The organism is Candidatus Deianiraea vastatrix, assembly GCF_007993655.1.
Classification (GTDB): domain Bacteria; phylum Pseudomonadota; class Alphaproteobacteria; order Rickettsiales; family Deianiraeaceae; genus Deianiraea; species Deianiraea vastatrix.
Genome location: NZ_CP029077.1, coordinates 388,557 through 412,844 on the forward strand (window position 1 = coordinate 388,557; position 24,288 = coordinate 412,844).

At 32.9% G+C, this 24,288-nt stretch carries 25 protein-coding genes and 2 tRNA genes; 17 read left to right on the forward strand and 10 right to left on the reverse strand.

Features of this window, described 5'->3' with window-relative positions; translation table 11 throughout:
* Positions 1 to 74 precede the first annotated feature (74 nt).
* Positions 75 to 161, forward strand: a tRNA-Leu gene (locus deia_RS01715).
* A gap of 111 nt (positions 162 to 272) precedes the next feature.
* Here the strand turns inward: deia_RS01715 and deia_RS01720 are convergent.
* Positions 273 to 348: transfer RNA gene (locus deia_RS01720), tRNA-His, on the reverse strand.
* A 101-nt stretch (positions 349 to 449) separates the two neighbouring features.
* On the opposite strand from deia_RS01720, the gene kdsA reads away from it, so the two are divergent.
* Entirely contained in the window at positions 450 to 1,277 is an 828-nt protein-coding gene (kdsA, locus tag deia_RS01725; RefSeq protein WP_146820449.1) for a 3-deoxy-8-phosphooctulonate synthase, read from the forward strand.
* A gap of 119 nt (positions 1,278 to 1,396) precedes the next feature.
* Here kdsA and deia_RS01730 read toward each other — a convergent pair whose 3' ends face one another.
* On the reverse strand, positions 1,397 to 2,893 hold the full coding sequence (locus tag deia_RS01730; protein WP_146820450.1) for a LeuA family protein: 1,497 nt from the start codon (positions 2,891 to 2,893) through the stop codon (positions 1,397 to 1,399).
* 66 nt (positions 2,894 to 2,959) lie between these two features.
* Positions 2,960 to 3,166 carry a 50S ribosomal protein L32 gene (gene rpmF / locus deia_RS01735; RefSeq protein ID WP_146820451.1) on the reverse strand — a complete coding sequence of 69 codons (207 nt, stop codon included), beginning with the start codon at positions 3,164 to 3,166 and terminating at the stop codon, positions 2,960 to 2,962.
* A 110-nt stretch (positions 3,167 to 3,276) separates the two neighbouring features.
* On the opposite strand from rpmF, the gene deia_RS01740 reads away from it, so the two are divergent.
* A complete protein-coding gene (locus deia_RS01740) occupies positions 3,277 to 3,735 on the forward strand; it encodes a RidA family protein (RefSeq protein WP_146820452.1) in 459 nt (152 codons plus the stop codon).
* Positions 3,736 to 3,737: 2 nt separating this feature from the next.
* On the forward strand, positions 3,738 to 4,079 hold the full coding sequence (locus tag deia_RS01745) for a hypothetical protein (protein ID WP_146820453.1): 342 nt from the start codon (positions 3,738 to 3,740) through the stop codon (positions 4,077 to 4,079).
* Here deia_RS01745 and deia_RS01750 read toward each other — a convergent pair.
* Complete coding sequence (locus deia_RS01750) at positions 4,054 to 5,397, reverse strand: bifunctional folylpolyglutamate synthase/dihydrofolate synthase (protein WP_146820454.1); 1,344 nt, start codon at positions 5,395 to 5,397, stop codon at positions 4,054 to 4,056. The two genes, deia_RS01745 and deia_RS01750, sit on opposite strands and share 26 nt — an antisense overlap.
* A 169-nt stretch (positions 5,398 to 5,566) precedes the next feature.
* Here deia_RS01750 and deia_RS01755 point away from each other — a divergent pair, with 169 nt between their 5' ends.
* The 3 genes from deia_RS01755 (at position 5,567) to deia_RS01765 (ending at position 7,997) form a co-directional block, all read left to right on the forward strand.
* Positions 5,567 to 6,766 carry an NADH-quinone oxidoreductase subunit D gene (locus deia_RS01755; protein ID WP_146820455.1) on the forward strand — a complete coding sequence of 400 codons (1,200 nt, stop codon included), beginning with the start codon at positions 5,567 to 5,569 and terminating at the stop codon, positions 6,764 to 6,766.
* A gap of 103 nt (positions 6,767 to 6,869) precedes the next feature.
* Positions 6,870 to 7,298 (forward strand): GNAT family N-acetyltransferase, encoded by a 429-nt coding sequence (locus deia_RS01760; RefSeq protein ID WP_161982792.1) that lies wholly within the window; start codon positions 6,870 to 6,872, stop codon positions 7,296 to 7,298.
* Positions 7,299 to 7,304: 6 nt separating this feature from the next.
* Positions 7,305 to 7,997: a GNAT family N-acetyltransferase gene (locus deia_RS01765; RefSeq protein WP_146820457.1), complete on the forward strand. Its 693-nt coding sequence runs from the start codon at positions 7,305 to 7,307 to the stop codon at positions 7,995 to 7,997.
* Positions 7,998 to 8,069: 72 nt separating this feature from the next.
* On the opposite strand, the gene rsmH is transcribed toward deia_RS01765, so the two are convergent.
* Positions 8,070 to 9,041 carry a 16S rRNA (cytosine(1402)-N(4))-methyltransferase RsmH gene (rsmH, locus tag deia_RS01770; RefSeq protein ID WP_161982793.1) on the reverse strand — a complete coding sequence of 324 codons (972 nt, stop codon included), beginning with the start codon at positions 9,039 to 9,041 and terminating at the stop codon, positions 8,070 to 8,072.
* 79 nt (positions 9,042 to 9,120) lie between these two features.
* Between rsmH and hslU the strand changes: the two genes are divergently transcribed.
* Genes hslU through bioD form a run of 7 tightly spaced genes read left to right on the forward strand, consistent with a single transcriptional unit; the run spans position 9,121 to position 14,720 of the window.
* Positions 9,121 to 10,452 carry an ATP-dependent protease ATPase subunit HslU gene (gene hslU / locus deia_RS01775; protein WP_146820459.1) on the forward strand — a complete coding sequence of 444 codons (1,332 nt, stop codon included), beginning with the start codon at positions 9,121 to 9,123 and terminating at the stop codon, positions 10,450 to 10,452.
* A gap of 5 nt (positions 10,453 to 10,457) precedes the next feature.
* On the forward strand, positions 10,458 to 11,204 hold the full coding sequence (locus deia_RS01780; RefSeq protein WP_146820460.1) for an alpha/beta hydrolase: 747 nt from the start codon (positions 10,458 to 10,460) through the stop codon (positions 11,202 to 11,204).
* A 3-nt stretch (positions 11,205 to 11,207) separates the two neighbouring features.
* Positions 11,208 to 11,786, forward strand: coding sequence for a phosphotransferase-like protein (locus deia_RS01785; protein ID WP_146820461.1), 579 nt, complete (start codon positions 11,208 to 11,210; stop codon positions 11,784 to 11,786).
* Positions 11,783 to 12,283 (forward strand): GNAT family N-acetyltransferase, encoded by a 501-nt coding sequence (locus deia_RS01790; protein ID WP_146820462.1) that lies wholly within the window; start codon positions 11,783 to 11,785, stop codon positions 12,281 to 12,283. The genes deia_RS01785 and deia_RS01790 overlap by 4 nt, the downstream gene beginning before the upstream one ends.
* Before the next feature lie 38 nt (positions 12,284 to 12,321).
* Positions 12,322 to 13,431, forward strand: a complete 1,110-nt coding sequence (locus deia_RS01795) for an aminotransferase class I/II-fold pyridoxal phosphate-dependent enzyme (protein WP_146820463.1) — start codon at positions 12,322 to 12,324, stop codon at positions 13,429 to 13,431.
* Entirely contained in the window at positions 13,421 to 14,146 is a 726-nt protein-coding gene (locus deia_RS01800) for a methyltransferase domain-containing protein (protein WP_146820464.1), read from the forward strand. Before deia_RS01795 ends, deia_RS01800 begins: the two co-directional genes overlap by 11 nt.
* Entirely contained in the window at positions 14,133 to 14,720 is a 588-nt protein-coding gene (gene bioD, locus deia_RS01805) for a dethiobiotin synthase (protein WP_146820465.1), read from the forward strand. The genes deia_RS01800 and bioD overlap by 14 nt, the downstream gene beginning before the upstream one ends.
* 6 nt (positions 14,721 to 14,726) lie before the next feature.
* Here the strand turns inward: bioD and deia_RS01810 are convergent, their stop codons facing one another.
* From deia_RS01810 to deia_RS01825, 4 genes are read right to left on the reverse strand one after another with little or no spacing between them, the layout of a single operon-like run.
* On the reverse strand, positions 14,727 to 15,866 hold the full coding sequence (locus tag deia_RS01810; RefSeq protein ID WP_146820466.1) for a glycosyltransferase family 4 protein: 1,140 nt from the start codon (positions 15,864 to 15,866) through the stop codon (positions 14,727 to 14,729).
* On the reverse strand, positions 15,863 to 17,095 hold the full coding sequence (gene hisS / locus deia_RS01815) for a histidine--tRNA ligase (RefSeq protein ID WP_146820467.1): 1,233 nt from the start codon (positions 17,093 to 17,095) through the stop codon (positions 15,863 to 15,865). The genes deia_RS01810 and hisS overlap by 4 nt, the downstream gene beginning before the upstream one ends.
* Before the next feature lie 3 nt (positions 17,096 to 17,098).
* Positions 17,099 to 17,692 carry a glycerol-3-phosphate 1-O-acyltransferase PlsY gene (gene plsY, locus deia_RS01820; protein WP_146820468.1) on the reverse strand — a complete coding sequence of 198 codons (594 nt, stop codon included), beginning with the start codon at positions 17,690 to 17,692 and terminating at the stop codon, positions 17,099 to 17,101.
* 3 nt (positions 17,693 to 17,695) lie between these two features.
* Positions 17,696 to 19,267, reverse strand: coding sequence for an ATP synthase subunit B family protein (locus deia_RS01825; RefSeq protein ID WP_146820469.1), 1,572 nt, complete (start codon positions 19,265 to 19,267; stop codon positions 17,696 to 17,698).
* Positions 19,268 to 19,374: 107 nt separating this feature from the next.
* On the opposite strand from deia_RS01825, the gene deia_RS01830 reads away from it, so the two are divergent.
* Together deia_RS01830 and priA are read left to right on the forward strand one after the other, a co-directional pair.
* Entirely contained in the window at positions 19,375 to 20,262 is an 888-nt protein-coding gene (locus tag deia_RS01830; protein ID WP_161982795.1) for a tyrosine-type recombinase/integrase, read from the forward strand.
* A 73-nt stretch (positions 20,263 to 20,335) separates the two neighbouring features.
* Positions 20,336 to 22,492, forward strand: a complete 2,157-nt coding sequence (gene priA / locus deia_RS01835) for a replication restart helicase PriA (RefSeq protein ID WP_146820471.1) — start codon at positions 20,336 to 20,338, stop codon at positions 22,490 to 22,492.
* A gap of 7 nt (positions 22,493 to 22,499) precedes the next feature.
* Here the strand turns inward: priA and deia_RS01840 are convergent, their stop codons facing one another.
* Complete coding sequence (locus deia_RS01840; RefSeq protein ID WP_146820472.1) at positions 22,500 to 23,252, reverse strand: hypothetical protein; 753 nt, start codon at positions 23,250 to 23,252, stop codon at positions 22,500 to 22,502.
* Between the two features lie 114 nt (positions 23,253 to 23,366).
* Between deia_RS01840 and xth the strand changes: the two genes are divergently transcribed.
* The gene (gene xth, locus deia_RS01845) at positions 23,367 to 24,188 is read left to right on the forward strand and encodes an exodeoxyribonuclease III (RefSeq protein WP_146820473.1); all 822 of its coding nucleotides are present in this window, start codon (positions 23,367 to 23,369) and stop codon (positions 24,186 to 24,188) included.
* The last annotated feature ends 100 nt before the right edge of the window (positions 24,189 to 24,288 follow it).

A 24,288-nucleotide genomic window follows, 5' to 3' on the forward strand; every position in this document is an offset into this window, starting at 1 on the left:
GAAATATTTTTAATATGAAAGCAAAAACTTCTTGATTTTTATTTATATCATGTATATACCATTTTTGCAAATGTGCCTGCGTGATGGAATCGGTAGACATAACGGACTTAAAATCCGTTGGCTGTAAGGCCGTGGCGGTTCAAGTCCGCCCGCAGGTACCAATTTATTTTATTACTGCCCCTATTTCTTATAAAACTATTAATACAGTTTATAATAATAACAATATATTAATGTTATTTTAATGGTATAAAGTTTAAAGTTATATGAATAAATGGGGCGAACGACGGGGCTTGAACCCGCGACATTTGGTACCACAAACCAACGCTCTACCAGCTGAGCTACATCCGCCACTTATATTAAGTATCTATTTTAATTTTTTTATTTGTCAAGTGAAAATTCTTGACTTTATGAAAAATGATATTATTGTAGATTTACTTTGTTGATTAGATATGCAAAAAGTTATTAAAGTAAAAGATATATGTATATCAAATGAAAATCCAATGGTTTTAATTGCCGGGCCATGTCAAATTGAGTCTCTTGAGCATAGCCTAATGATTGCAACTAAAATATCGGAAATATGCAAAAAAATAGGAATGCCTTTTATTTTTAAATCATCTTTTGACAAGGCAAATCGAAGCTCAAGTAGTAGTAAAAGAGGCGTTGGAATTGAAGCTGCGAAAGAGATTTTTTCACAAATAAAAAAATCTGTTAATTGTCCAATTTTAACTGATGTGCACAATGAAAATCATTGTAACGAGATCGCTGATTTTGTGGATGTTTTGCAAATTCCGGCATTTTTATGTAGACAGACTGATTTACTTAAAGCTGCGGCTCAAACTGGAAAGGTTGTCAATGTAAAAAAAGGTCAATTTCTTGCTCCGTGGGATGTAAAAAATATAATTGGAAAGATGGAAAGTTTTGAAAATGATAAAATAATGCTTACAGAGCGTGGTACTAGTTTTGGGTACAATACTTTAATATCAGATATGCGTGGGCTTGATATTATGAGAGATTTTGGATATCCTGTAATTTTTGATGCTACTCACTCTGTTCAGCAGCCAGGAGGGCAGGGAAGTGTTAGTGGCGGTGAGAGAAAATTTGTTACTTTGCTTTCTCGTGCAGCTCTTTCTGCAACGAAAATAGCTGGCATTTTTGCAGAAGTTCATGAAAATCCATCTTGTGCACCAAGTGATGGACCTTGTATGCTTGAAATTGATAAACTTGAGTTAATTTTGAGACAGTTGAAATCATTTGATGATTTATCTAAGTCGTTATAGATTATTGATATAGAGTAACGAAAATTATGTCATTTTTATAATAATATATTTCTATTGAAATGCTTGGGAATCTAATTGGTAGCCAAAGAAATAACTTGTCTTACTGAAGTTAAGATGGTCTAGTTGACCAAATTAATTGCTTTTTCAGTTGCGCGAATTGAAGCCATTATTTGATCACTTGAAACGCCAGATGTTCGAATTGAATTTTCCCAGTGGATTACGGTTTCAACTAAGGCGTTTGTTTGCCCGCCTTTTGGGATGCTGACCTCGAAATCTTGTAATTGCGGGATTTTGAAACCAGCTTTTTGCGATATTAAATGCAGTGCGTTCATGAAAGCGTCATATCCTCCGTTTCCGCTTGAATTTGCGCAAAATTCTTGATTAATATAGCGAATTTTAATGTTTGCAACCGGTAAAAGTGTTGTTGACGATGTTATAATACACTCCAAAACTTCAAAATTTTTGACAATATCTGTGCCAAGAATATCTGCTATTAAAAATGGTAAGTCGTCTTGTGTTATTGACTTTTTTTCATCACCCATTGAAATAATATGCGATAAAACCTGTGATTTTTGTTCATCTGTTAGAGTTATGCCAAGCTGACTTAGGTTTATTTCAAGACTTCCCTTGCCAGACATTTTTCCAAGTGAATACTGAGTATTTCGTGCAAATCTTTTCGAATTTAGCTTTGAAATGTATAAATCGCCCTTGTTATCGCCATCTGCGTGTATTCCAGCGGTTTGGGTAAATACATCTTTTCCAACAATTGGTGCGTTGTGTGCTAGTTTTTTCCCAGAAAACCTCTCAACAATTGAGCTTATTGGGTATATATCGTGCTCAGATACACCTATGTCAATTCCAAGATGATCTTTTAAACATACGATAAATTCTGATAAATTTACATTACCAGCTCTTTCGCCAAGCCCATTTATTGTTCCATGGATGCGTGAAATTCCAGCTTTTGTGGCGTAAATTGCATTAGCCGTTCCAAAACCGTAATCGTTATGACAATGAAAATCCAGATTGGAATTTGGAAATTTGTCTTTCATTTTTGAGACCATGTCGTAAGTTTGCCATGGGCTTAAAATGCCGAGCGTGTCGCATAAAATTAATGTTTTTACGCTATTTTTAACCAAGAATTCTGATATTTCCATGACATACCCTTCATCTTGAATCATTCCATTTGACCAATCTTCAAGATAAACGCTTGCAGAAATTCCGTTTTTACTTGCACAATTTAGCGTTTTTTCTATATCCGCAATGTGTTCTTTTATGGTTTTTTTAAGTTGAATTTCGCAATGACGACGAGAGCCTTTTGTAAGTAGGTTTATATTACGACACTCGGTTTGCATTAGCCAATTTATAGATTTATCATTATCGCAAAAAGATAATACTGAGATATTGTCGATAAAACCTGCATTTTTTGCCCATGATGATATTTTTGATATACTTTGTTTTTCTTTTTCACTAACCCTGCAACTTCCTATTTCAACCATGTCAAATTTCATTACAGAAAGAAGGTTTTGTGCAATAATTAGCTTTTCATCTGGCGAAAAAGAGACATGATTGGTTTGTTCGCCGTCTCGTAGGGTTGTGTCAAATATTTTTACTGGCATTATTCTTATTACACGAAAAAGTAGGTGACAATTTTGATAGTATTTTCTTTTGAAAAACTAAAAATATTAATTTTCCTTTACTTTCTCAGTTTTAACTTTTTCAGGAATTATTCTAATACCATTATACATTCCATTTTTTCCAAGGTGGTGATTTCTTACATGATCTCCAGTTACTGGGTCTATTTTTACATCGCATAAATTAGCCTTTAAAGCCATATGTGCTCTTCTCATTCCACGTCTTGAAGGTGATGTTTTCTTTTTAGGTACAGCCATAAATTTATATCAACTTATTTAACTTCTACAAGTACAAATTTTATAAGTCAACAAAAAAATGTTGATTTTTAAAAAAAAGTCTATATAAGCATGTTATGTCATTTTAAAATATGTCTTTAATAGTTGAAAATTTAGAGAAATTAGGGTTAAAATTACCAGATGCTGTCTTGCCTGTGGCAAATTATGTGCCTTGTAATTTATCAAATGGAGTTCTTTATGTTTCTGGTCAGTTGCCAAAAACTGAAAACGGTTTTATCACGGGACAACTAGGTAAAAATGTTTCTATTGAAGATGGAAAAAAAGCTGCAGAAATTTGTGTACTTCACGCTTTATCGCAAGTGAAAAAAAATATTTCGGATCTTGCTAAGATAAAAAAATGTATAAAAATTACAGTTCTTGTAAATTCAGCTTCGGATTTTGATCAACACTCCATTGTTGCAAATGGTGCATCTGATTTACTTGTTTCTTTGCTTGGTGAAAACGGTAAGCATGCAAGATCGGCTTTTGGTGTCTCGTCTTTGCCTTTTGGCTGTGCTGTTGAGGTTGAATTTATGTTTGAAATTGGTTAATAATGATGATTTCTAAAGGAAAAATAATTAAGATACTTTGTGATAATCACTTTTATCTTAATGTTTCTATGCTTGCAATTGTTTTTGTCGCAATGTATATAATATCTGGTAGTATTTTTAATGCAATTTTTATGCTTGCATTTCACATGTTATTTGCAGGATTTTTTGCTCATTTTTTGTATCAGAAAAACAATCTTTCGTATATTCAATTTGAGCGTTATAGAGATGATATTGATGTTGTTAAAGGAAAAAGAAATTTAATATCTGTTATCAGTGTTTTTATTTTTAGCCTCTTTATTCTGATTTTTTGTAGAAATATTAATATTTGTGATTATATTTTTTGAAAATTAACTTATAAAAATCCGATAAGAAAAACATAGATCCAAAAAGGTAAAATGATGTATTTTCAAATCTTGTTTTGCCTAGAATTTCAAATATTTCGGCTAAATTTTTGCACTTGACGACATTGCACGATGAAAGATTTTCTGCGATTTTATAAAGATTTTCGCGGCGATTTGTCGATGCAATTTCGCATATATAAAGCGTTTTAAATCCTATGTTTTTTACAACTTCGTATATTTCATCGCATGATTTGTCGGACAAAAGTGAAAAAATACCGATTTTATCTAGGTTTTTATCACGCTTTATGTAGCCTGCAAGCTTTAAAATTGAGTCAATATTGTGGCTTCCGTCTACGATAAAATCACATGTTTTTGAGAAATTTGGGATTAATTTCTTAATCTCGCCGTGTTTAATTTTGCATATTCTGCCCATTATAAAAGCGCTTTTTATGCCGATTTTAATTGATGTTTTTGAAATTTTATCAAGGATTTCGGAAAGCTTGAGGCAGCATGCAATAGCAAGTGATGCGTTGTTTATTTGATGAAGCCCTGATATTCCTGATGAAATGCCGTAAATTTTGGTATTTAGTGCCGCGAAAGTGAAGTTAAAATTCAACTCACCTCTTCCGTTTGCAAAAAAATCATTTCTATCAAAAAGTATTTCAATTTTGCCATTATTTAGCTCATTTGCGACATCAATTATTGCGTTTTTCACACCAGTTTCTTGCTTTGCGCATATTGCAAAATCGCAATTTTTTATAATTCCAGCTTTTTCGGCAGCAATTTTTTCTTTTGTATCGCCTAAAATGCCCATGTGGTCTAGGGAAATTGATGTTATTATAGCGCATAATTTTTTCGAAATTACATTCGTTGCGTCCAGCCTTCCGCCAAGTCCGGTTTCAAGAATTACCGCATCGTGATTGCTTTTTGCAAAGAAAATGAAGGCAATAATTGTAGTTATTTCAAAAAAACTAAGCTCAAGATGAGAGATTTTTTCCCTGCAAAACTCGGAAATCTCAAAAAGTTCATCATCTGTAATTTGGCGGCCGTTAAAGACTATCCTTTCGTTGAAATTTACTATATGGGGTGAGGTATATTTGCAAATTTTGTATCCAGATTTTTGCAAAATTGACTCGATAAAAGTGCACACGGAACCCTTGCCATTTGTTCCCGCAACATGTATGACATTTTTTAAGCTTTTATCTGGATTTCCGACGATTTTAAGTGCCTCTTCCATCTTGCAAAGTGAAAAATCACCAGCTTTTTTATGCACAAAATTTCCCTCAATATCTTTTATCCAGTCAAGCATTATATATTGCATATGTAGTTATTGTTTTTTGCCTCTTGTTAAAATAATAATCAAGATTTTATTTTTGCTGTGTTTAAAAAGTTGTATAATCTTATAGTAAAAGTTTTTATTACAATGAGCAAAAACTTCTTGATATTTGTATTTTTTGTTTTATATTGCCTTACTTTGGTCACATAATTGTATGCAAAATTTGCAAAATAATCAAGACGAAATACATAAAGAACCAGAAGTGGTGCTTAATTTTGGACCTCAGCACCCAGCAGCACACGGTGTTTTGCGTTTGGTTTTGAACATGGATGGCGAAACTATTAAAAGAGCCGACCCGCATATTGGCTTTTTGCATCGTGGAACTGAGAAATTAATGGAACAAAAAACATACCTGCAAGCCCTGCCTTATGTCGATAGACTTGACTATGTATCGCCAATGTGTCAAGAGCAGGCATATTCCCTGACGGTTGAAAAGCTACTTGGAATAGAAATTCCAAAGCGCGCTAAATACATTCGTGTACTTTTTGCTGAAATTAGTAGGCTTTTAAATCACACCCTTTGCGTTGCATGTCATGGGCTTGATGTTGGTGCTATGACGCCACTTTTATGGCTTTTTGATGAGCGTGAAAAAATGATGGAATTTTACGAAAGAGCCTCAGGCTCAAGAATGCACGCCGCATATATCCGCCCAGGTGGGGTTGCCATGGATTTACCAAAAGGTCTACTTGATGACATAAAAAAATTCGCAGATGGCTTTGAGCAAAAAATTCGTGACACCGAAATTATGTTTGATAATCGCATTTTTAAAGATAGACTTGTTGGAATTGGCGTTATTTCAAAAGAAGATGCTCTTGCTTTTGGTTGCTCTGGTGCAGTTTTGCGCGCATCCGGAGTTCCTTGGGATGTAAGAAAGGCAAGCCCATACGACGATTATGAAGATTTTGAGTTTGATGTTCCATTTAGAAATGGCGGCGATTGCTATGATAGATACATGATTAGAATTGAAGAAATGCGTCAGTCAATTCGCATAATTAAACAGGTAATTGATAAAATGCCAAATGGAGATTTCGCAAATCGCAATGCAAAAATTACCCCACCAAAGCGTGATGAAATGAAGACATCTATGGAGGCAATGATACATCACTTTAAACTGTTTTCCGAAGGTTATCACGTTCCGGCTGGGCAGGCTTATGTTCCAACTGAGGCTCCAAAAGGTGAATTTGGCGTAAATATTATATCAGATGGGTCAAATCGCCCATATCGTTGCTTTTTGCGCGCGCCGGGATTTGCTCATTTGCAGATTTTAGATAAAATCTCTCGTGGTCATTTTCTTGCTGATATTCCATCGATAATAGCCTCTCTTGATATAGTTTTTGGCGAGGTTGATAGGTAAATAATGTAACTATTATCTGGTATTTGCAATTTTTAATCTTTGCAAAATTAACTTGATAACGGTGCATAAAAAAATGGTTTTTAAAGAGGTTTTGATATGTAATATGCAAATAATTACAGCAAATAATAAGCATTGCAAGCAAATTAAAGAGCTACTAAAGCAACTTGAATACAGTATGTCAGATGATCAAATTCTTGAGAGATTAAATATATATAATGACGATTTTCATAGATGTTTTTTGGCAGTTATTAACGACGAAATCGCTGGACTTGTGGCTTTATCCATAAGGGAGCTATTTATAATACAGACAAGAAAAGCTTTTATTGAAGGTTTAGTGGTGGATGAAAAATTTAGGGGGCAAAAAATTGGTGAAAAATTACTAAAATATTCCGAAAATTACGCAAAAAATCAAGGATGCTCTATTGTTGAATTAACATCTGGTAAAAGACGTGAAAAAAACGGCGCACTGCGATTTTATGAGCGACTTGGCTTTTCCGACGGGCAAAAAAATTATTTGAGGAAGAATGTTTAGAAATATATGATAAAGAAATTTGAAAATGATTTACTAAAATTACCAAATGCAACCTTGCTTGGATCGGATGATGTCGAGTATATAAAGCTTTCAAACGGCTTGCTTGCAAAATGTCATATATCGCCATATATGTTTTTGGCAGGAAATATAAATGATAACGAAATTAATCACCATTTTGACGATAAAAAGGAAATTAAACTTTTTTGCCATGAAATTAATTTTGAAACTTTTTTCAAACTCGGTTGGAAATTAAGCCCAAGGGTCGAGCTAAGTTATAAGGGGGGCGAAATTAATCACATTGCAAGCGATGAAATTAATATTGCTTTGCTAGATGAAAATAATTTTCAAAACTGCACTTGGTATGATTTTATGCTCACAATTTATAAAGATAAATCAAGCTTTCTTAAAAGAAATTTTGGTTTTATAGCATTAATTGGAGGTGAAATTGCAGGTGAGTGCTATACATGTGCAACTTCAAATGAAAAGGCCGAAATTGCAATTATTACATCTGAAAAATTTAGAAATAAAGGTATTGCATCAATTTTAACAAAATGCCTAATTAATGAATGTTTAAAGCGGAATCTTATTCCAATATGGACATGCGCCACGGAAAATATTCCATCTTTCAAAACCGCGCTGCGAAATAACTTTTGCATCGATAAATACTATCTCCACCCACACAATAAGGTAAAAATTTGAAATATTTATGCAATTTATGATATTTTTAGATCTTTGCAATGTATAAATATTATAATATACAAAACTCCTTTATTAATCAATAAAATTTTCGTTTTTAGTAAATGAAAATGCGCGCAATTTAGCGCTTCGGCTGCGAATATTTTGCGAAATTTCATCTTTTGACGGCGCAATCACGCCATTATGTAATTTTTTTACGAAAAATGGTAAATTTGTGCATATTTTTTGTTCTTTTTGCACAAAATTTGAGTAATTTTTATCAAAATCGTCTTTTTCAAGATTTTGTTTATCGTGACTTTTAATAAAGTCTTTGATAATTAAGTCTTCAAGCGAATGAAAGGAAATACACGAAACATGCAGGCCCTCATGAGCCGCGAAATACACAGCATTTATCGCATTTTCTATCTCTAAAAGCTCGTCATTTATGTAAATTCTTATCGCCTGAAACGTCCTTGTTGCGGGGTGAATCGTGTCATTATACCTTCGAGCCGCCGCTTTTACGATATTTGCAAGCTGCACGGTTGTCTTTATTTCCTCATTTTGTCTTGCTTTTACAATGGCTTTTGCGATAATTCTTGACTTCCTTTCGTCGCCGTATTTATATATAATATTGGCTAAACTTTCCTCGTCAATTGAATTGATAAATTCATGCGCAGAGATCTTGCAAAGCCCCATCTCCATTGAAAGATTGCCATCTTTTTGAAACGAAAAACCACGATCAGGACTATCAATTTGCATGGATGATACCCCAAAGTCAAAGGCAATTCCGTCAATTTTTATAGGCTGTAAATTTTGTATAATTGTCTTTAAATTCCCAAATTTTTCGTTAATAAATTTCAAGTTTGCCTTTGGAAAATCAGCTTTTAATTTTTCAAAATTTGGATATACACTCATGTCTCTGTCAATGCAAAAAAGCGTTATTTCATCGCATCTTTCAAGCATTTCTCGGCTATGCCCACCGCCACCAAATGTACAGTCAAAATATACCCCATTTTTCTTAATTTCAAGAAAATCTATTGTCTCTTTTTTTAAAACTGTTATGTGCACTGATTTAATTTATGTATTTTTATAATAACTATTGCATTTTAAAAATCAAGAGTCTACAAATTAAAAAATATATTTTTATATGGAACTGAGCCCAAAGCAGATTTTTGATGAATTAAATCAATATATTGTTGGTCAAGATGTTGCAAAAAAAACAATTGCAATAGCACTGAGAAATAGACACAGAAGGCTTAGTATTAAAGATGAAGCCTTGCAAGACGATATAATACCAAAAAATGTTTTAATGATAGGTCCAACTGGTGTTGGAAAAACAGAAATCGTGCGTCGTGCTTCACAAATTTGCAATTTTCCCTTCATAAAAGTTGAGGCAACACGCTTTACAGAAGTTGGCTATGTTGGTAAAGATGTTGAAAGCATTATTCGCGATCTGCTTGAGCAAAATATAATAAAATACAGAACAGAAGAAAAGAAAAAATACACAAAACAAGCAAAAAAAGAAGCACAAAATATTGTTTTTGATAAACTCCTTGCAACAGAAATATCTCATTCAGAAACTGACTCAAAAGAAATGCGTAAAAAATTTGATAATGGCGAATTTAATAAAATTAAAATTAAAATCGATGTTAAAGAAGAGACACTTGATCAATCCTCAAGCTTTGAAATGCCTGGAATGCCTGGTGGAATTCAAATGGGTATTATATCAATTGGTGAAATTTTGGGAGTTAGTAAAGATAAATACAAAAAAGTTGAAAAAACCGTTGAGGAAGCTATAAAAATACTTACAGAAGAAAAGCTCGATGAAATGATTGATAGCAAAGATTTTGCAAAAATGGCTGTCAAAGATGTGCAAAATAATGGTGTTGTTTTTATAGACGAAATCGACAAATTAATCAGTTCTGATGCAGCTTCTTCGCGTGGCGAGGTTTCTCGTGAAGGCGTGCAACGTGACTTGCTTCCAATTGTTGAAGGCACAACAGTTAGCACAAAACACGGCTATGTTGACACTCGTCATATTTTGTTTATCGGATGTGGTGCTTTTTACTCAAATAAACCGTCCGACCTACTTCCGGAGCTGCAAGGAAGGTTTCCAGTGCGTGCAAAGCTGAAAAATTTAAACGCCGAAGATTTCTTTAAAATCCTTTCGTCTACTAAAAATAACCTTCTTTCTCAATATCGCGAGTTGCTGTTAATAGATGGCGTTGATGTTCAGTTTGAAGAAAGCGGAATTCGCGAAATTGCAAATATAGCCGATACTTTAAATGTGGAAAACGAAAATCTTGGCGCGCGCCGTCTTTACACGGTTGTTGAAAAAATGCTTGAGGAGCTTTCGTTTGAATATCCAAAAGATAAATCAAAAACTGTGAAAAAAGTTAAAATCGACGCAGAATATGTTAAAAAAGCCTTGACGGAAATTACAAAAGATAAAATTGAATATAAGAAATTTATTTTGTAATTTTTATGATACCAAAGTATTTTCATTTCTTTGATACCTCAAGAAATCGTAAAATTCCTGTTATTGTTTATTTCTCAAATAATCAAAGTAATAAAGTGGTAATTTACAATCCTGGATACGGCGGCGGACCGGAAAACATGAAAAAGGCTGAAGCTGGAGAGCGAAAGTGGCCAATGGAACAGGCAGAATATTTAGCAAAATTCTTCGTTGCAAAAGGCTATAATTTTATATCAATTCAACACGATTTACCAGGCGATACAGGTGGGCTTGAAACCCTTGACCCAAATGCAGTTCAAGCTATCGTTAGAAAGCCTTTGTGGATTCGCGCAGAGCAGAATTTATTATTTGTAATAGATGAATTAAAGAAAAAATTTCCAGCTTTGAACTTTGATAAATTTATCATAGGTGGACATTCAAATGGTGGAGATATTGCTAAATTTTTTGCAAATAATCACGAAGAAATGATTGATTTTGTAATTTCACTTGATGGCAGAAGATGTCCGATTAAATCGAATGCCAATCTAAAAATTTTAATGTTTGAAGCAAGCGATACCTCAACTGACGATGGAGTAATTCCAAAAGAAGGAACGCAAGAAAATCCACTACGTCAAAATCTTGAATGGATAGTAATAAAACCAAAAACAGCCGTTCATGAAAGTTATTGTGATAATCATGTTGACGCAAAAGATGACAACATAGAAGTTCAAAAGCAAGTTTGCAAAACTATTGAGTGGATTGTGGATAATTTTTAGACTATGATCATCCTGCTAAACGGAACATCTTCAGTTGGTAAATCAAGTATAGCAAATGAAATTCATGCGATTACAAAAGAACCTTTCTTAATATTTTGTATGGATGCTTTCTTTGCAATGTTGCATCCAAGATATGATGGACTTGGAAAAGACCATATTGAAAAGCGAAAAGGTGATGGAAAACTTGGCTTTTATACCTCAGATACACAAACTGGATATCGTATTGAAAGTGGCGAACTTGGTTTTAAAGTTGATTTGGCATTACCAGAAGCGATTGCAGTTACTGCAAAAACGGGGTTAAATCTTATAGTGCCAGTTGTGATAAGCAATTATAAATGCCTGAGTAACTATAAAAAAGCTTTACAAGAATTGAAGTATGTCTTAATTTATGTTGACTGCAAACGAGACGAAATTCAAAGACGAGAAACCGCAAGAGGTGACAGACTACAAGGCACAAGCCTTGATTTACTTGATAGATTTGAGACAAAAAATGAATATGATTTTAAGGTTGATAGTACGAGCACTTCATCAAGAGAGTTGGCAATTGCGATTTTAAATAACTTTAATATTGAGATGTTATGATAATAATACGTAAATTGATCAAAGAAGATTTTATACAAATCCACCAAAGCTTTAATGATATTGGCTGGAGTAAACCAATATCGCTTTTTGAGCAATATTTTAATGAGCAGGAAAAGGGTCAAAGAGTTTGCTTTATTGCATTAAGTGGCGATATTTTTGCTGGATATGCGACGCTTTTGAATAAATCAAAGTATGAAAATTTTGCAAATAATAATATACCGGAAATATCAGATCTTAATGTTTTGCGAAAATTTCAAAATCAAGGAATTGGCACTTTGTTGATTAAGGAGTGTGAAAAAATTGCAAAAATCACTAGTAATAAAGTTGGACTTGGTGTCGGGCTAACTTCAGATTATGCAAATGCGTTTAGACTTTATTTAAAGCTTGGATATTTACTAGATGGAAATGGACTTGCAAGTAATGGCAAAATACTTAAATACAATGAAACTGCGGTAGTAAATGATGAATTGAATTTATACTTGATTAAAATATTGTGAATTAATTTGGATATTGTAATATATTTTTTATTGAAAAAATGAATTTTGAAGATCGAGTTGGTGTAAAAATTGCAGATAAAATCGCAAGAAATCAACTTAGAATCCTTGAAAAAAAATCCGATTTTGACATAGATTTTTCAAGTAATGACTATCTTTGCCTTGCAAAAAATGAAAAAGTCATTAATAGTGCTTGTGATTTTGCAAAAAAATATGGCACAGGAGGCGGATCTTCGCGCGTTTTATCAAGTATTGATGCATATTTTGAGCTGGAAGAGTTGATTGCAAAATGCAAAAATAAAGAAAAAGCCCTGCTTTTTTCAAGTGGCTTTATGGCAAATCACGCGTGTTTATCGGCAATTTTGTCACTTTATAGCGAAAATGAAATCGATATTTTTTCAGATAAACTAAATCACGCCTCAATTCACAGTGGAATTGGAAATCGTCATCAAATTCGATACAATAATATTGACTTAAATCACCTTGAATTACGCCTAAAACAAAGCACAAAAAAGCATAAAATCGTAATCACAGAGGGGGTTTTTAGTATGGATGGAACAATTTTGGATATTGATAATCTAATTGCATTAAAGCGTAAATACGGCTTTATGATTTATATAGATGAGGCACATTCTATCGGTGTTTTTGGCGAAAATGGCTATGGTTTATCTACAAAATATGCAGGTGAAATCGAATTTTCCATGGGAACTTTAAGTAAGGCAATTGGATCTCAAGGCGGCTATATCGCTGTTAATTCGAAAATCTCAGATTATTTATTAAATTTCTGCCAAGGTTTTGTATATTCAACCGCGATAAATCCACCTGCTATTGGCTCTGCGATTTGCGCTATAAAACTGCTTCCATCCTTGGAAAATGAGCGTTTAAAATTGTTTGAAAACAGAAATTATCTTAGCGGTTTTTTTGAAAAAGATGTAATAACCCAGTCCAAAAGTCAAATTTTCCCCATATTAATGCCATCTGAAATTGATGCAATAAATTGTCAAAAAAGCCTTATGGAAGCTGGGATTTTTGCGCCAAGTATAAGGCCGCCAACTGTGCAAACTTCAAGAATTAGAGTATCGCTTAATGTAAGTCACAGTAAAGAGGATATCGATAAATTAGTGAAAATTTTAAGATTATATGCGGCATGATGTGACGAAAAACATTGCAAATAAATTTGATAAATACGCAATTTCCTACGATGAAAATGCATATCTGCAATCTCAAATTGCCGATTATTTCTCGCTTTTTATACAAAAAAACTGCATAAATATTGATAAAATCTGCGAAATTGGCTGTGGAACCGGTAATTTAACACAGAAAATCTCAAAAATATTCACAAATTCGTCAATTACCGCCCTTGATATATCAAAAAACTCAATAGAAATAGCGAAAAAAAAAGTGGAAAACAGCAATGTTAAATTTAAAATAGAAAGTGCTATAAACTGCAAATATACCGATTACGACGGGATAATATCATCCATGAGCCTGCACTGGCTTGGTGAAAATTTGTTAGAATTTTTAAAAACTCTAGAGGTAAATTACGCTTATTTTGCAATTCCTGTAGAAAATTCACTGATGCAAGTGAAAAATCGCATTTTAGAGCTTGGCGCGCTTGATACCATCACAAAATTTCCAAAAAATGCCGATATTATAGAGGTTTTAGGGCAAAAATTTAATATTAAATCTGAAATATTTCGGGTAAAAACACAAATGCAAATGAATAAGGCAATAAAAAATCTAGCAAAATTCGGCACTTTAAGTAATAATAGAAATTCTATTGCAAATATTAAAAAAATACTTGAAGATAATAAAATCATAGATATTGATTACGAAGTTTTAATGTTATTTTGTGAAAGAAAATAGGTTTTTTATTACAGGAACTGGCACAAATGTTGGAAAAACGCTAGTTTCCATGCTGCTTTGTAAAAAATTTGGCTTTAAATATTGCAAACCAATTCAATCAGGGTCGGCTTTTGGCACAGATTTTGATTATATATCCTCGATGGGTATTGAGATTTTCCAGCCAAGTTACAATTTACTTGCGCCGCTTTCGCCAAATATAGCAGCAAAATATGAAAAAATTGATATCGACGCTCAAAAAATCAAAATTCCTGACTGTGAAAATTTAATTGTTGAAGGCGCAGGTGGCATATTTGTTCCGATAAATAATGAGTTTTTAATGACATACATTCCAAAAAAATTTAATCTTGAAACAATAATCGTGGCCAAAGGTGGTCTTGGTGTCATAAATTCCACATTGCTTACAATTGCTGCATTAAAAGCGGAAAAACTTCCAATTCGTGGTGTAATTTTCAATTGCGCAAGCGATGACGAAATTGCTTCAATAATGCAGTTTTGCGATGTAAAAAATTTGGGTAGAATTGATCACATTTCGTGCTTAAATACTGACAATATTGCTCATGATATCAATCTCTAATTTGTCCTATAAAGCTTGAGTATTTTTAACACCAAGAACTTTTTTAAAAATTTCATATTCCTCCTTGCATGTATTGATAACATTAAAATTTGATGTAAAATATTTACTAACAGAGTCTTTATATTCCGTGTCTTTATTTATCCCTGAATTTATTATATTAATAATTTTGCGAGACATTGAAAGTGCGTCGCGCGGCTCTACTAAAAATCCATTTACGCCATTTACTATTATATCACGAGGATTTCCAATATTTGTACTAAGTATCGTGCATCCCATTGCACCTGCCTCAATAATCACTTTACCAAAAGATTCTGGTTTAATTGATGGAAGTATTACCAAATCTGAAAGGAAATACATTGCTGCCATGTCTTTTACTGATCCAACAAAACTAATTTTATCTTCCATATTAAGTTTTGTAATAATATTTTCAAGTTTGTTTTTATATTTTCTTTTTTTATTCCAATCTCCAACAAATACACATAAATAATCGGCGTGTTTTATCATGCTAAGTGCCTGAATTACGTACAAATGACCCTTACATTCTGTGATTCTAGCTGGCACTGTAATGATAAATTTGTTATCTGGAATTCGAATTTCCGACACTAAAATTGATAACCTCTGATGGGAGACTTTCGATCTTGAAAACACATCAACCTCTATGCCTCGTTTCACTATATTTATTTTCTTTCCCATTGTGTTATATTCTTGTATAATGTGATTTTTCAAGAAATCAGAAACAGTTATAATTGTATCACTTTTTAGCATTATCGAATTGTAATATTTTTTTATAATATTTGACTTTGAATACATAGCGTGAACAGTTGTCACAAGCTTAAATTTAGAGCGCTTTCTTGCAAGATAACAGCTCCAAGCTGGCGCACGCGAGTGAACATGAACTATGTCAATTTTATTTTCTTCGCAAAATTTTCGAATATATTTGGCATTTGAGATTATCTTAAATGGATTTTTTGTTGCAACATTTGCCTTTATGTGCTTGCATTTTTTGTTAAATAGCATCTGCATCCATCCGCCGCTTGACATAACAAAAACCTCGTCACCTTGAGAAATTAGGTAATTTGAAATTTCCGCAACACACCTTTCAACGCCGCCTGAATTTAAACTTGGAACAATCTGCAAAACTCTCATAATGTAAATTTAATAATAGACTTGTCCGATAAATTCTTAATGTCAAAAGTGCCAGATTCTACTTCATCTTCGCCAATTACGCAAATAAAATCAAACCCACTTTCGCTTGCTTTTTTCATGTTTTTTGACACAGCAAAGTCGTCGCAAATTATTTCTATATGAAAATCTTGAAATCTGCTATCCAGTTTTACTTTTTCACGAATTTGAAAACTTTGCGTAAATTCATTACTGGAAACTGGAATTATAGCCATTTTTTGCGTTTTTTGAGCTTCAAGATTGCAAAGATGTATAAGTCTTTCAACTCCGGCTGCAAATCCAACTGCGCAAAGATCCATTTTATTGTCAGAAATTTGGCTTACCATTTTGTCATATCTTCCTCCACCACAAACAGCATTTTGCGATTTTGACTCAAGATCCTCGGATATAAACTCAAATACCAAATCCGTGTAGTAATCAAGGCCACGAACAAGAGATGGGTTTAGCTCAAATGGAACATTCAGACTTGTTAAAATCTCAATAAATTTCTCTATTTTCACCTTTGTTTGCGTGTCATAAAAATCAGATATTGGCTTTACATCAAGGGATATTTTTTTGTCATTTTCGTCCTTGGAATCGAGAATTCTGAGTGATTTATTGACTTCTAAACGCTTTTGACTATCTTGCGATAAATCGTTTTTATACCTGCCAAAATACTCATTTAAATAATTTGTATATGCGTTTTTTGAGTCAAGCCCGCCAATGAAATTCATATTTAAAACGGCATTTTTTATCCCAAGAGATGATATAATGTCTCTTGCTATCAAGATTATGTCTATATCATATTGCAATAACGGCTTACCGAAAATCTCAAAATTTATTTGATTAAGCTCTCTATATCTGCCTTTTTGCGGTCTTTCATAGCGAAAAACCTGCCCAAAAGAAAATAACTTTAATGGCAGTTTTCCATTTTTTAAATCCCCATTTTCACAAACTGCCCGAACAACGCCGGCGGTAAACTCAGGGCGAAGTGCTATCATTTCTCCGCTTTTGTCCTCAAATTTGTAAATTTCTTTCGATGCAATGTCGCTGTCGCCTAAATTTCTTTCAAATAACGAAGAATATTCAATAGTTGGCGTAATTAACCTTTGAAAACCAAATTGCTTTGATACTTTTGATGCAATTTCTGTAATTTGCGTAAATTTTTCTGAATTGCTGCCAAAAAAATCATTTACACCACGAATAGATTTCATAAACTAAAACTTACTTTCTTTTCCACTACAAAGTTTAATAATGTTGTCTTTATGCCGAGCAATGACAATAATTGAAGACAAAGCCGAAAACATGATAAGGTTATAATCTGCTGATAGATAGGACAGAAAAATGCCGACTGTAATTGCGATTATTGCAGATAGTGATGAGATTCTAAAAAGCACAAAAACACTAAGCCATGAAAGCATAACGCCTATTGCCACAATACAATTAAATCCAAAATATGTCATAAATGTTGTTGCAACGCCTTTTCCTCCACGAAATTTTAACCAAATTGGAAAAATATGCCCAATTACAGCCGCAATGCCTATTAAATACAAATTTGAAGCACCGCCAAGCTCAATTTGTTCATGCGAAATTAAAAATTCTTTTGCAAGTAGCACCGGAATTAAACCCTTTATTCCGTCTAAAAGAAAGACTAAAAATGCATATTTCTTTCCAAGCGCCCTTGCAACATTCGTAGCCCCTATATTTCCAGAGCCAACTTGCCTTAAATTCACACCCTTTAACCGTCCAATTAGTAGCCCAAATGGAATAGATCCAAACAAATATGCCAAAATAATAAATAATATAGCCATAATTTAACTAAAAATCTTAATCATTAACGCAAATCCAAGAATTATAAATATCATTATAACGCTGCTTTGCCTTTTTACCGATATGTTTTCACTATTTAAATCTCTAATAACCAACTTAAATAAAGATACATCATCTTCCATGAGGTGTTTAATATTTTTAACCAACGATGATATATACATTATCGTCATGTCATAAATTGCAATTATGGAATTAATAAATCTTGATATAAATTTTGCTATTTTATCTTTTCTCTCCTTTAGTGTTATCTTTGGAAATAATAAATAACACAATATTAATATAATGAAAAATGATATTGTATTAATTACAAAAGCATAGTATGATAAACTTAAATCCTTTATACCAGATGCAATTAACAATATTAACGATGTATATATAGTTATTTTTTCATTTAAAACATGCCTTTGATCTGTATTTTTAATCATGTTTTTAAAGCTGTTAATACTTTTTAGTAAAAGTATGCTAAAAAAGACTTGACCAAATATTGTTAAAATTCCAAAATATTTCATTATCACGGTTATGTGATATTTTGCACATTGATGGGATATAATTGGCGCTCCAGATAAAATGCTAAGTAAAATTATTTCATTGTTCCTGTCAGATGTATATCTTGGTGTACCAAATCCAATCATTACTCTGTTTACAGATAAAGCAAATGATGCAAAAAACATAGGCATTATATACCAGACTATATCCTGTAAATTATATTCATTTGGTACAACCCCTAAAATTGCAACAAGTAGTCCAATTAATAAAGTCGATATATGAAATGAACTTTTTACCCTAACACTGTCACTTATTGCGTTATAAAATCCATAACACATGATAAAAAACCCTAATAACGGAACGGTTACTCCATAGTTTAAAATTTTCTGATTTAGGTTCGAGCAATTAATAAAAGCAACAATAACAGATAGCATAAAAAATGCGTCTATTGAGTTTAGAGTCGATACATTCATCGTTTCCTCTTCATCAAGAGACAAATATCGAAGTGAAAATGGCATCATTCCACTGTAAATTAATAATCCAAGTAAAATTAAAGATGACGAATATGACATCCCATACGATATGCAGAAATATGATAACATTGCGCATATTAAAGACCTATTTACATTTTTCTGATTCTTGATTTTATTGATAAAAATTGATACATGTGAAATAAAATATAGTGTTACACACATCTCTATGCCAAAATTTGAAGATGTAAAATTTACAGAATACAGTGCACAGAGTTGTAAAATTGCAAATTTGAATGTTCTTGCGCTTTGCATCTCACGAAACATTACATAACACCCCATTATAATTGCTAAAATTGATAGCGGCATGGTTGAATTACTTGTTAGTAAAAATCCAGTTTGTAAAGCAAATGGGGTTTGTATGTCTATAAAATATTTTTCATTTGAAATTATCAATAAATGTGCAATAGAGTATACGCAGCTGATGCCAATTAAACAAAAACGAGAAATTTTTGCAATACTTTTGGATGTTATGAATAAATCAATAAACCAAGCTGTAAAATATAAAAATATGTAAGCAATAATCGGTATTCTAAGCAAAGCGAAAAATATATTTTAACTTTTTATATTTCATAAAAAATTAAATACAAGAATTTATTGCATATAATTTTTTTTTCTTTATATTAAAGATGTCTTGTGTCTATTTTATGGATAACATTGGTAATTTTATTGAATTTCTCAAGAATTTTCGTAATTTTTCACATCATACAATATCGGCTTACACTATAGATCTTGTGCAATTCGAAACCTATCTTTTATCAATTTCCAAAAACATGAATACCGTAACTAAAGATGAAATTCGTGATTTTTTTGCTAAAATGTATGACGATGGAGTTGTTGCAAAAACAATAGCTAGGAAAATTTCATGCCTAAAATCTTTTGCAAGATACTTGATAAATCACAACCATTATGAGGCTTTTGAGCTCAAAAATATTATAAATATTCGCCTGCCAAAACTTGGATCTCGCCTTCCAAAAGCCGAAAATAACGAAATAATAGAAAAAATAATTAGCTATATAAATCAAGATTTCTCAATTTATAAACAAGAGTGGCAAAAAAGGCGAGATATAGCTTTAGTTACACTTCTTTATACAACTGGTATGCGAATTTCAGAGGCTCTTTCAATTACCAAAGCTAAATATCTTGAAAATAAAGGATATATCGCAATAACCGGAAAGGGAGGAAAGGAAAGAATTGTGCCAATTATCGACATTGCATCAAGTAAAATTAATAATTATTTGCAAATTTGCCCATTTGATAGAGATTTTTTATTCATAAGCAATACTGGGCTTGAATTTTCTGCCAGAATTTTCCAAAAAAACCTTGAAAATATACGCAAAAATCTCAATTTATCAGACTCTTTAACGCCGCACTGTCTTCGTCATTCGTGTGCAACGGCGATACTTGAAAATGGAGGGCAAATTAGAAAAATTCAAGAGCTACTTGGGCATAAAAGCCCCTCTACTACTCAGATTTATACAAAAGTAAGTAAAGAAAAAATCGCAATGAATTATAGTAAAATTATGAATTCATGATTGTTGAAATTCTGATATAAAAGTGTTGAATTTTATAAATATTTACTTTCTAATGTTATGATTTCTTGGAAAAATGCAGATTTATTACTATCAAATTGCAATTGCGGCGCCTTTTGACAAGTTGCTCACATACAAAATATCGGAAAAAATGCCGATTGGCTCTATAGTTTTGTGTAAAATAATGTCGCGAACCGAATACGGCGTTATAATGTCTGAAATTTTGCCCCAAAATATCGACTTTGACCTTGCAAAAATCAAGGAAATACACGAAAAAACACCACTTGTAATTGATGAAAAAATGCTTTCCTTTATACACCAACTTGCAAGCTATAATATGCAAAAAATTGGCGAAGTTATCGATGCTTTTATGACAAATTATGAGATTTTGCATAAAGGTTTTGCAATTTCAAGTAAGATTAAAAAAGACAAAATCCCTGCTATAAAAACTATAGAATTGTCAGATAAACAAAGGGAAATTTCAGATAATATCATCGCCGATTGTGATAAATTTTCAACCCATGTAATAGATGGCGTAACTGGAAGCGGAAAAACCATGATTTACCTTTCTGTAATTGAGAAAATCTTGAAAAATAATAGTGTCGATAATCTTGCAAATGGAGAAAAAAACAACTCTGATAACGCAAACTCCGATGCTGATTTATCGCAATACAGCACACGCAAATGCGATAGCGCGGCGTGCGAAAAAATAAGTCAAGATGGGCACCATCCATGTTCAAATAAAGCCAATAATAAGCAAAATTCGCAAATCCTCATAATGCTGCCGGAAATTTCACTCACCCCACAAACAAGCAGTTTTTTTGAAGAAAAGCTCGGTATAAAGCCGCTTTTATGGCATTCAAATATAACAAAAGCGAAAAAGCGAGATATTCTTCGTGAAATAATGAGCGGCGATGCACGGGTAATAGTTGGCACAAGATCTGCGATTTTACTGCCATTTGTCAATTTAAAAATGATTATAATCGACGAAGAACACGATAGTTCCTATAAACAAAGCGAAAAAATGATATATTCCGCGCGTGATATGGCCATAATGCGCGCAAAAATCCTTGATATTCCTGCGATTTTGCTTTCTGCAACCTTGTGTCTTGAAACTCACTTTAATGCAAAAAGCGGAAAATATAGACTGCACAGTATAAATGAGCGATATACAAAGGTTAAAATGCCCGAAATCATCGTTGTTGACATGACGAAAAAAGAGGAAAAACCAAGATCCGGCGAGTGCATTTCCGCCCGTGTCTTGCAAATTGCAAAAGACGTGATTGAAAGCGGGAAACAGGTGCTTTTTTTCCTAAATCGCAGAGGTTTTTCAACCTCCGTCATGTGTGGTGCATGTAATGAATTTCTGGGATGCGAAAACTGTTCTGTCAACATGGCTTTTCATGAATCAAAAAACCTTGCAATATGCCATTATTGCGGCTATACAAGTCAAATTCCAAACGACTGTAAAGCGTGTAAAGATGTTGATAAATGGGTTAAAATCGGCTTTGGCGTTGAGCGTGTTGCCCTTGAGCTGAAAAAGCATTTTCCAAGCGCAAAACAGCAAATTTTCTCAAGCGATGAGGTCGATAAAGCAAGTATAGACGGCATTTTAGACGATATAAATAGTGGAAAAACACAAATAATAATCGGAACGCAAATGATCTCAAAAGGATATAATTTTCCACACCTAAAATGCGTTGTAATCGTCGATACAGACACGGGTTTTTTAGACGGAGACTTCAGGCTTTATGAAAAAACTTATCAGATGATAACTCAAGTTGCTGGGCGCGCTGGGCGATTTGACGAGCGTGGGCTTGTTTTAATTCAAAGCTATCAGCAAAATAACCCCGCAATAATGGCAATAGCCTCGATGAATAAAGCCAAATTCTACGATGACGAACTGCGTCGCCGTGATAGTAAATACAATCCACTTCCGCCACTTTATAGGCAAATTGCCATCATAATATCGTCAAATAATGAGGATCTAGCAAGTAATATTGCAAAAAACATGATGAAGCACTTATATGACAATATATCCCATATCGCAAGGATTTTTGGCCCAGCGCCAAGCTTGATAAAGCGCATTAATCGGCAATTTCGCTTTAGAATTTTAATCTCATTTGCAAAAAAGCAAGGATTTATGCAGGAAATTTACGATACAATTTCAAAATTTCAAGCCAAGTGCGACGTAATGATTAAGGTTGATGTTGATCCGTTAAATTTCTTGTAATCTCCGATTATATCGTGCATTTAGACGTAAGTAATTGTGATATATTGTTGATATATGTTTCATATTTATCAATATTCATTCCGTCAGCATCAATTATTACAACTTTTGAGTCTTTGTGGATTTTTTGCCTTAACTCATCAGGAAATTTGCCGTCTGAAACTATAATATACGGTTTATTTTGAATACTTTCCAATACTTTTGGTAAAATTGAGCCATTATGAAAAATATACCCATCAATACTGACAATTTTTGAAAGACGAGTGCCAAAATTATGAGATGTTAGCACGTGGCAGCTTAAATTTTCTTTATTTTTAATATTTTTTACACCATTTATAATCTTTCTTGCTTGATTAATCTCATTTTTTTCCAAAAAAATCGATATTTCGCTAAGTATTTGTTCATAAATTTGACACGCAACATCACTGGAGAGCCAAAAATGCTTATCTTTACTGCAAAATTCGTCTTTTAAAATGCTGCAATCGGCAAGATTAATGACCTTGTTTTTAAGTTTTAGTTGTTTTAATGATTCAAAGTGAGATATTGAAAAAGTCAAATCTGCGCTGCTAATTTTGCGAATTTCATTTGGCTTTAGGTAAATTCCATCGTGTGCATTTTTGCTGTAGACCTTGATATATTCAAATTTATTTGGCGACATCTGGGATATTGCCGATATAATAAACGGATGATCCGCTGCAATTTTTGGCTTTGCAAATGATGTATTTATAAACAAAATTACAAAAATACAGGCAAATTTTAGCATAAAATACAAGCTTCCTAAACCTCATTAAAAAAGATAAAGAATAAAATGCAAGGCTGTTTTTGAAAATAATTTGCATTTTAAAATCTAAGAATTAGGCTCAAAAAAAACTTGATTATGAAAATAGCAACTTGGAATGTAAATTCTATTCGTGCCCGCCTTGAATTGGTTGGAAATTGGCTTAAAGAAAATAATATCGATGTTCTTTTGATGCAGGAAATAAAATGCCTTGATGAGCAATTTCCAATAGAATTTTTCGAAGAAATGGGTTATAATGTTGAAATTTTTGGGCAAAAAGCTTTAAATGGCGTTGCAATACTTACAAAATATAGGCCTTTTGATGTTAAAAAAGACCTTCCGTTATACGATTTTACCGATATTTATATGGAATCTCGCTATATAGAGGCGAAAATTGAGGTAAATTCGAAGATTTTCCGCATAGCAAGTATATATTTTCCAAATGGAAGCCCTCTTGCAAATTATGAAGGAGAGCCACTAAAGTCGCCTCGTTTTTCCCATAAACTTGATTTTTTTGACAGATTTAATCGCTATATAACAGAGGAAAAAGAAAAAAACCCCGATGAAATATTCATTTTAGGTGGTGATTACAACATTATGCACAACGAAATTGATGTTCATAATCCAAAACTTTGGTATGGCGAAATTGCATTTACCGATGTTGAAAGAGCAAAAATGGATGCACTTGAGGCATCAAAGCTTGTCGATATATTTCGTCATTTGCACAAAGACGCAAAGGAATTTAGCTGGTGGAATTATCGTTTTGGCGGCTTTGAAAAAAACCATGGTCTAAGAATTGACTATATCTACACACACAGCGATGGACTAAAGCTTGTTAAAAGCTGCGAAATTGATAAATCAACCCGCGCCCTTGAAAAGCCATCAGACCATGCGCCGTGTGTTATTGATATTGCATTATAAACAAACGCATTAATTGCATGTAAGATAATTAATTATCAATATTTTTTAACAAATCAATACAAACCGTGTAACAGTATTACTCTACATTAATACTTGCGTA